The sequence below is a fragment of the Bradyrhizobium yuanmingense genome (assembly GCF_900094575.1).
Classification (GTDB): Bacteria; Pseudomonadota; Alphaproteobacteria; order Rhizobiales; family Xanthobacteraceae; genus Bradyrhizobium; species Bradyrhizobium yuanmingense.
In genome coordinates this window covers 1-7,062 of record NZ_FMAE01000056.1, presented here as the reverse complement: position 1 = coordinate 7,062, position 7,062 = coordinate 1, and the positions used below count along the sequence as shown (strand labels likewise).

The window sequence follows — 7,062 nt, the reverse complement described above, 5'->3', positions numbered from 1 at the left end:
GCCACCGGCACCTTGCCGGACTCTCCATCGGACTGTGCGGGCGCTGCTGCGACGCCCGGCTCAGCGCCGAAGATTTGCGCCAGCACCTGAGCCACTTCCGTCGCCCTTCGGTGCTTCAGTGGCCGCACTTGAACGTTTGCTGCTGCCTTCGACGTTCTGTCCAGCTTCTCGATTGTCTCACGCGCGAGCTGGAGCGCCGCAGGGTCGTCGGCAACTACAAGAATGCCGTTCAACCGCTCCAGTGATGCAAACCGGAGTCGCGCCCGGCCCTCAGCATTCTGATTGAATAGAAAATTGAGGTCTTTCTCGACTGCGGCGGGACTTGCCTGAGCCAGGGTATACAGTGCAAAGGACTTGTGGCGCATGCTATCGATGTCCAGCAAGGCTATGAGTTCACGCGCGGAACTGACGCCACCGGGCGGCCCGCTGATCGCGATGCCTCGTTGTCGGGGGGCAGGCGCCAAATGAACGTTTTCCTCGACGTTTGGTCGGATGACCTTGATGACCTCGACTGGATCGACATAACGAACGGGAATTACCTTAACATCGCCGCGCCCTCCGTCGGCGAGGTCAGCCAGGCGCGCCACCCTGACTCCCCGGTCGACTGCCGCCAGTCCGTAACCAGACTTTCCCAGCACTTCGTCCAGCAGCCGCGGAACGTCACTCGCCGGAACCTTGCCGGACGTCCGGAGCGTTATCTTTCCCTCTACGCCGGGATCGATCACAACGGGCATTGCCAAGATATTGCCGACCACGTCATTCACGACCCGCCGAATATCAGCATTGACGTAGTCCAGACTGACGAGCGTGCTGTTGGTGGTGACCGGTAGCCGACGCTCCGAGGTTTCGGCAGGCGGGGCGGATGGCTGGGTCAACACTTCAAAGCCCCCCGCGAGCGATGCGCCCTCGGAGTATGTATGTTCGGACACCTTCCGAACGCCGCTCGGCGGGTTCAGTAGAACGTTGCGCTCAGCGGTCGAGCCCGCGCATCCCGTGAGGAGTAGACAAAGAAACGTAAGTACCGTGGGGCGCGAAGAGGGGCACATTTGCGGAAGATGTGCATTCATTCAATGTTTCCATGTGCCAGCGCAAAGCCATTCTCTGGAGTGTTGGAGCGCGAGCGATATTGGGCCCTGGCGCTCAGCGGCGAAACTTTCCCGAGGATAAGACAAATAGCAGCTTGCTGATTCTTCCGAGTGTCAGTAGCGGAGACCCGCCCAGCCGCAAATTAGTTCATCGATATGGGGTCATACCGGGAAGTGATGGAACTGCAAGCGCTCCGTGCTTGACGGCACATTGATGGTCGCTTTTGGATATGCAGGAGGTATTCACCACGCGGCACGCCTCGATGTGTTGTTGCCAATCTTGGCTGTTACGGGTGAAGCGCGAGATCGCGGACGCAAACCGGACCAGCCAGACAAACTCTGCTGCCAGTGGTTCCAAAACAGCGCGTTGTATGTCGTCGTCGGCTGAACGACCGCGATGATCATCGATCACGTCAAGCGTAACCGGTATGAGCCCTCCACCTGGGCATCGCGCGAATAAGCTGCGATACAGCCGGGTATGAACTGTCTTTTGGAGGTGGGCGATGGCAGACGCCATGCATGAAGTCATGCTTGATGCCAGGCAGGACGGCGGCTCCTATCTTAGGATCGAGGTCGGCGGGGCACGCATCCGGGTCGAGCCCGGAGTGGAGCTGGCGACGCTTTCGACAATGCTATCGGCGCTTCGGGGCATCCGTTGATTGCATTACGGTCTGACCTCAAGATGGTGCTGGCGGCACAGCCGGTCGACTTTCGCAAGTCGGTACACACGCTGTCGGCGCTGGTGAGCGAAGCGCTGCGAGCGAACCCGTATTGCGGCGACGTCTTCGTGTTCCGCAGCAAGCGCATGACAGAGTGAAGCTTCTGGCGTGGGACGGCAGCGGCATGGTGGTGGTGACGAAGTGACTGCACCAGGGACGCTTCACCTGGCCGCCGATCCGCGACGGCGTGGCGTATCTAAGTGCGACACAATTCGCGATGCTGCTCGACGGACTTGGGTGGACGCGTGTTTAAGCCTGTGAGGCGACCGGCCGTTATCGGCTGAGAGGCGAAGATTTTGCTGGAGCCTGTGATGCGCGGGTATATCGTTCGATCATGACAATTCGCCCCGAAGCTCTTCCGACCCGACGCAGCGGCTTTGACCGAGATGGTGCTCGCGCTTGACGCCGAGAATGAGAAGCTGCGTGTGGCGATGCAGACGCTCAGGGAGATGATCTTCGGCAAGCGCTCGGAGCGGCTTGCGGTGATTGTCGCAGCCCAGCTGGCGCTTGGCTAGGCGATCTCGAGACCGACGCCACCACGCTCCCTGCGCCGACCAACAACGATACGCCCGCGACGAAGCCCTCCGTCAAGCCGCGCAAGAAGGCGCGCCGCAACATCGGGGGCGCTGCCCCATCACCTGCCGCGTTGCGAGCAGGTGCTGGGGCCAGCGGCGACCGCGTGCCCGTGCTGTCAGGGTCAGCTTCACAAAATCGGCGAGGACGTCAGCGAGGTGCTGGACGTGATCCCGGGAATCCTGCGGGTACTACGCACGGTTCGTCCCAAATACGCCTGCCGCGGTTGCACCGACGGCGCAGGCGAAGGTGCTGCCGCGTTTGGCTGAAGGCGGAATGGCATCGACCGCACTCGTGGCTCACGTGGAGGGTTCTCGACTCAGACGGGAACAGGAACCGGGCCGCCGTAGAAGAGCTTGCAGCACGGTTGGGCGCCCGCCTCAGGATAGCTGCCATGGCGCAGCAGCAGAACGGCTATGATTGTGGCGTCTTCGTGCTCGACGCCACGCGGGCGCTGGTTACACGGACACCGGCCAGAGCAGCCGCGCCTCGACAACATCGTCGCAAATCGACAGGCCTTGCGGGATCGACTAGGCGCTTTTCCCGGGTTGGGCTGACGAAGCCGACGGGAATATTAAGCGGTGCCAAGCGCCTGAGACTCCGCGCACGCGGCCGTTCATGAACCATATGGACCGGGCCTGGCCCTATCGTTGAGCTGCGCCATAGCGCGATCAGCTGGACCGATATCGAAAATGTATTTGCTTCTGAGCGGCCCTAAGCAGATCAAAGGGATGGAAGGGAGTGCCTCGTGCTGAGCGGCGCGTACCTCCTCTTGTTTTCCGGGGTACAAGGTCGTGATTGGTGACTGGAGCGATGAGCCGCGGTGCTGCAATGCGCGAAATAGGCTGTCGGCATGCCATTTCAGCCTGACTGTGGCTGCGGCGCGTTTGATGTCTGGAGAAGCTGCGATTGAGCTGCCTTGATGAAGGTCCGTGACAGCGCTTCGATGTCGGCAATCGCGCCACGTGACCGCTCGCCCCCGAACACGTTCGCGGCCCGGAAGCCTGTGCCTGGTGCGGATTACGAGCGCTTTCGACGACGGTTCGAAGAAGCCGCCCTGGATGACTGCGAGTCGCCCGCGGATGGTTCCGGCTGCAGGACGCTCGCCAACGATCCGCATGATCCGGTGGCGATGGGAAGCGTTGCGCTCTCCTGCGTGCCCGCCGTCGCGCTCGAGTCCGTCATGCTGGATTATGCACAGGATCCGGGAGTGGACGGAAAGCTTTCACGTTCCGCAGAGCTCGCTGAGCTGGCGGAGCAGATCGTCGAGCGCGTTTTGATATGTCCGGACCGCGTCGGGGGCGCAACGGCGTACATCACGTTGAATCGTGTCGTGTTTGGAAGCGCATCTGTGTCCGTCAGCTGCCGCGACGATACGCTATCTCTCCACATCGTCTCCGATCGCCTCAGGTCCATCTTGCAATTGCGAGGCCAAGCGTTTGCGCGCGACCTGTCTGACCGGCTCGGCATGCGCGTCACGATTGCAGTGGTTGGCCGAAGGTCACTTTTGCAGCAAGAGAACTGTCATCGGCACTCTTCGGGGTCGGAGGCGACCTTCCGCTACAGCGCTGAGAAGAGCTCATGATCGACCTTCCTCGCTATGAGCGACGCGACGCCGTCGCAATATCGCGAATTGCGAGTCGTCTTCCGTTTGCTTTCAGTCTCGCCGGCATCGAGGTGCAGGCGGTCATGTCCGATTCCGCGCATCGACGCATCCCGGCGCCAAGTTCCGCCGTCGTAATGAGTGTGCGCGGCCACAAAATCCGCCTCGCATTGGGGGCAATGCTCCTTCCGCAGCTGGCTGTCGAGCGATGGCCGGAGATCACCACATTGCCTCCGGGCCACGGCCTGAGCGAAATATTGTTTGATATCGTTCTCCAGGATCTGGCGATCGAGGTGGAGCGATGGTGCGGTCAGCGGCCGACCTGGTCCTGCTCCGACGTTGCGGCCCCGCGTCCCTACGCGTTCAAGTTTGTTCGGCTGGAGCAGCCGAACGATCTAGTCGGTTTGGCAGAAGTCGATGGTGAGGGGCTGCAGTGGGTCGCCGACTGCTGCTCCGACCTGCCGGTGGTGGCCGCAGCGCTCGATGAGCTTCCGCTTCTTCTGGATGTGCGCATTGCTCCCATCAGCCTTGCCCTGGCGGAACTACAGCGACTTGCGCAAGGTGACGTCATCCTGCTCGACAATCAATCGGTGCGTAATGATGGCGCGATAACTGTTGTCGCGCACCTCTCTAACAGTCCCTGGTTTCGTGCCTCGATCCGGGATTACCGACTCTCCGTCCAATCAGTAGTGGATCGTTTGATGGATAAGCCGGAGTTCCTCCCGCCTGAAAGCCTCGGCAGCCTTAATCTGACGGTCGATGTGGACGTCGGACGTTTGATCATGCCGCTGGCACAGCTTCGCGAACTCGCGGTGGGCCAAGTCATCGATCTCGGCTTTGATGCAACCACTAACGTTTCTCTGCGCGTCAATGGCCAAGTCGTCGCGACGGGTGAGCTAGTGCGCATTGCTGAGCGGACCGGGGTGCGCTTGCTGGATCTGCGCTTGCCGCGGGCTGAGCGATGAACACGTTGCCCGACCCCGCGACGCTTGTCGTCCTGATGGGAGCCATCGCGGTCCTCCCCTTTGTTGCGATTACGGTAACGTCCTACGTAAAGCTTGTCGTCGTCTTTGGGCTGCTGCGCAACGCACTCGGCGTTCAGAATATCCCACCGAACATGGCCTTGAACGCGATCGCTATCTTACTTTCGGCCTACATCATGCAGCCAGTGGCGAAGAGTGCGTATCAGGCTCTGCGTGACAGGCCAGTCGCGTACCAAACGTTCGGAGAATTAGTCGACACGATAGCCATAGGCGCCGAGCCAGTGCGTGACTTCCTCGTCAAAAACACATCCACGACAACACGTCATTTCTTCGTCAATGCCACGCACAAGTTGTGGAGTAAGGACGACTCGGCTGACGTCGTCGACAGCGCGTTTTTGATCTTGATCCCGGCCTTCATCACGTCTGAACTGGAAGAGGCATTCAAGGTCGGGTGCTTGCTGTTCCTGCCATTCATCGTTATCGATCTCGTTATCTCCAACATTCTTCTGGCGATGGGCATGATGATGGTTTCACCCATGACGATATCTCTGCCATTCAAGCTGTTCTTGTTCGTTGCCGTGAACGGGTGGCAGCGCCTCATCCACGGCCTCGTCTTGTCCTACGCAGGACCGGCGTCTTGAATTCCGCCACGCTCGTCAACGTCGCCATTGAAGCGCTTACACTGTCGGTTGTGCTGTCCTTGCCGGCAGTCCTCGTCGCTACGATAGTGGGACTGATCATCAGTCTCATCCAGGCCATGACCCAGATTCAAGAGCAGACACTTTCCTTCGCTGTGAAGCTGATAAGCGTAAATCTTGTGCTGGTCGCCACCGCGAGCTGGTTTGAGGCGCTTGGCCGGTATACCACGCGAATCTTCGACAGGATCGGCGCAGTGTAGGCGTCAGAGCTCGAGCAGGTCGTCGATTATCCATCGCGTGCGGCATCTGCAGGAAGGACCGCGGCCGCTCTTCATCATCCTGGTTGTCCTTTCATGTTGTCACTTGATCCGGCTGAGATGCGTACCGTCCTCGTTGTCCTCATGCTCGCGGTCGCGCGCATATCGGGCATGATGCTGGTCGTCCCAGTCCTCGCGCGCAACATGGTGACAGGAATGGCCCGCAACAGCGTGATTATCGCATTGTCGTTCCCTGTAATAGGCCTCGCCTGGACAACAAGGCCTGAGGACCTCGATTTTGCCGGCCTGACGCTAATCCTGGGCCTCGGACTGAAGGAACTTCTGCTCGGTCTTGTACTCGGCTTGCCAATTGCTGCCGTCATGTGGGGCGTCGAGGCGTGCGGCACGTTCATTGACAACCAAAGGGGGGCAACGATGGCCAGTCTGCTCGATCCGGCAAGCGGCAATCAAACCTCCCCGCTTGGAACATTCCTGGGTGAGCTTTACCTCACATGGCTGTTCGTCACGGGAGGCTTCTCCAAGCTCCTGGAGGCACTCTATCGCTCGCATGAAATCTGGCCTGTGTGGACCTTTCGTCCGACAATTGGTCCAGCGTTCGTCGGGGCGGTGCTGAGTCTCGCAGACCTCGTCATGCTGTTGACATTGCTCCTCGCCGGTCCAGCAATTCTCGCCATGTTCTTAAGCGAATTGGGTCTGGCGCTGATCGGTCGGTTCGCGCCACAATTGCAGGTCTTCTACGTCGCTATGCCTGTTAAAAGCGTGATTGGTTTGCTGCTGCTGATCCTGTCGCTCGCGACTGTTTTGACCCATGCCGGCGATCACGGGCTATCGCCTGTTGCATTTGTTCGCCGCATCGCCATGTGAGTATCCATGCCAGCTGGTAAGAGCGAAAAACCGACCCGTCAAAGGCTGCGCGAGCTGCGTAAGAAAGGACAGGTCGCTCAGAGCAGGGAGGTTGTCTCGGCGGTGCTGACCATTGGGTTCTTCGCCTTGTTCGTCGCCTCTTTGCCTCGCCTGGTGGACCGACTTGAGGCAGCGCTCCTGTTACCCATCGCGCATCTGAATAATGAGAACTTTATCGTTGTCGCGCTGCAACTCTTGGGATCGTACACCCGTGAGATACAGAGCCTGACAATGCCGTTTCTCGGCGTCGTCCTGATCGGCGGTGTGGGCGCCCACGTGT

10 protein-coding genes and 1 pseudogene are annotated in these 7,062 nt (G+C 59.9%); 10 read left to right on the top strand and 1 reads right to left on the bottom strand.

Translation table 11 applies throughout. The features are described from left to right. On the bottom strand, window positions 1-929 hold a 929-nt coding region (locus tag GA0061099_RS38285; RefSeq protein WP_141697808.1), incomplete at its 3' end, for a secretin N-terminal domain-containing protein. Window positions 930-1,588: 659 nt separating this feature from the next. On the opposite strand from GA0061099_RS38285, the gene GA0061099_RS41750 reads away from it, so the two are divergent. The 10 genes and pseudogenes from GA0061099_RS41750 to GA0061099_RS38245 all read left to right on the top strand — a co-directional run. Continuing rightward, window positions 1,589-1,744, top strand: a complete 156-nt coding sequence (locus GA0061099_RS41750; protein WP_158644931.1) for a hypothetical protein — start codon at window positions 1,589-1,591, stop codon at window positions 1,742-1,744. 23 nt (window positions 1,745-1,767) lie between these two features. Beyond that, window positions 1,768-2,057, top strand: a pseudogene (gene tnpB / locus GA0061099_RS38280) (IS66 family insertion sequence element accessory protein TnpB). Between the two features lie 124 nt (window positions 2,058-2,181). Beyond that, window positions 2,182-2,319, top strand: a complete 138-nt coding sequence (locus GA0061099_RS42600; RefSeq protein WP_244621052.1) for a hypothetical protein — start codon at window positions 2,182-2,184, stop codon at window positions 2,317-2,319. A gap of 141 nt (window positions 2,320-2,460) precedes the next feature. Beyond that, entirely contained in the window at window positions 2,461-2,646 is a 186-nt protein-coding gene (locus GA0061099_RS43070) for an IS66 family transposase zinc-finger binding domain-containing protein (RefSeq protein ID WP_338060715.1), read from the top strand. 653 nt (window positions 2,647-3,299) lie between these two features. Beyond that, entirely contained in the window at window positions 3,300-3,962 is a 663-nt protein-coding gene (locus GA0061099_RS38270; protein ID WP_074448629.1) for a hypothetical protein, read from the top strand. Next, window positions 3,959-4,945 carry a type III secretion system cytoplasmic ring protein SctQ gene (gene sctQ, locus GA0061099_RS38265; protein WP_074448628.1) on the top strand — a complete coding sequence of 329 codons (987 nt, stop codon included), beginning with the start codon at window positions 3,959-3,961 and terminating at the stop codon, window positions 4,943-4,945. The genes GA0061099_RS38270 and sctQ overlap by 4 nt, the downstream gene beginning before the upstream one ends. Further along, entirely contained in the window at window positions 4,942-5,604 is a 663-nt protein-coding gene (sctR, locus tag GA0061099_RS38260; protein ID WP_074448627.1) for a type III secretion system export apparatus subunit SctR, read from the top strand. Before sctQ ends, sctR begins: the two co-directional genes overlap by 4 nt. After that, window positions 5,601-5,861, top strand: a complete 261-nt coding sequence (gene sctS / locus GA0061099_RS38255; RefSeq protein ID WP_074448626.1) for a type III secretion system export apparatus subunit SctS — start codon at window positions 5,601-5,603, stop codon at window positions 5,859-5,861. Before sctR ends, sctS begins: the two co-directional genes overlap by 4 nt. A 93-nt stretch (window positions 5,862-5,954) precedes the next feature. Further along, window positions 5,955-6,743 (top strand): type III secretion system export apparatus subunit SctT, encoded by a 789-nt coding sequence (gene sctT / locus GA0061099_RS38250; RefSeq protein WP_074448625.1) that lies wholly within the window; start codon window positions 5,955-5,957, stop codon window positions 6,741-6,743. A gap of 6 nt (window positions 6,744-6,749) precedes the next feature. Then, window positions 6,750-7,062 (top strand): EscU/YscU/HrcU family type III secretion system export apparatus switch protein (locus GA0061099_RS38245; protein WP_141697807.1); only part of this gene is annotated, 313 nt, incomplete at its 3' end.

What these genes read in the sequence shown, in the direction of transcription:
- sctQ (WP_074448628.1), top strand. Translation starts at nt 3,959, where the DNA reads ATGATCGACCTTCCTCGCTATGAGCGACGCGACGCCGTCGCAATATCG.
- sctR (WP_074448627.1), top strand. Translation starts at nt 4,942, where the DNA reads ATGAACACGTTGCCCGACCCCGCGACGCTTGTCGTCCTGATGGGAGCC.
- GA0061099_RS38270 (WP_074448629.1), top strand. Translation starts at nt 3,300, where the DNA reads ATGAAGGTCCGTGACAGCGCTTCGATGTCGGCAATCGCGCCACGTGAC.
- sctT (WP_074448625.1), top strand. Translation starts at nt 5,955, where the DNA reads ATGTTGTCACTTGATCCGGCTGAGATGCGTACCGTCCTCGTTGTCCTC.
- GA0061099_RS41750 (WP_158644931.1), top strand. Translation starts at nt 1,589, where the DNA reads ATGGCAGACGCCATGCATGAAGTCATGCTTGATGCCAGGCAGGACGGC.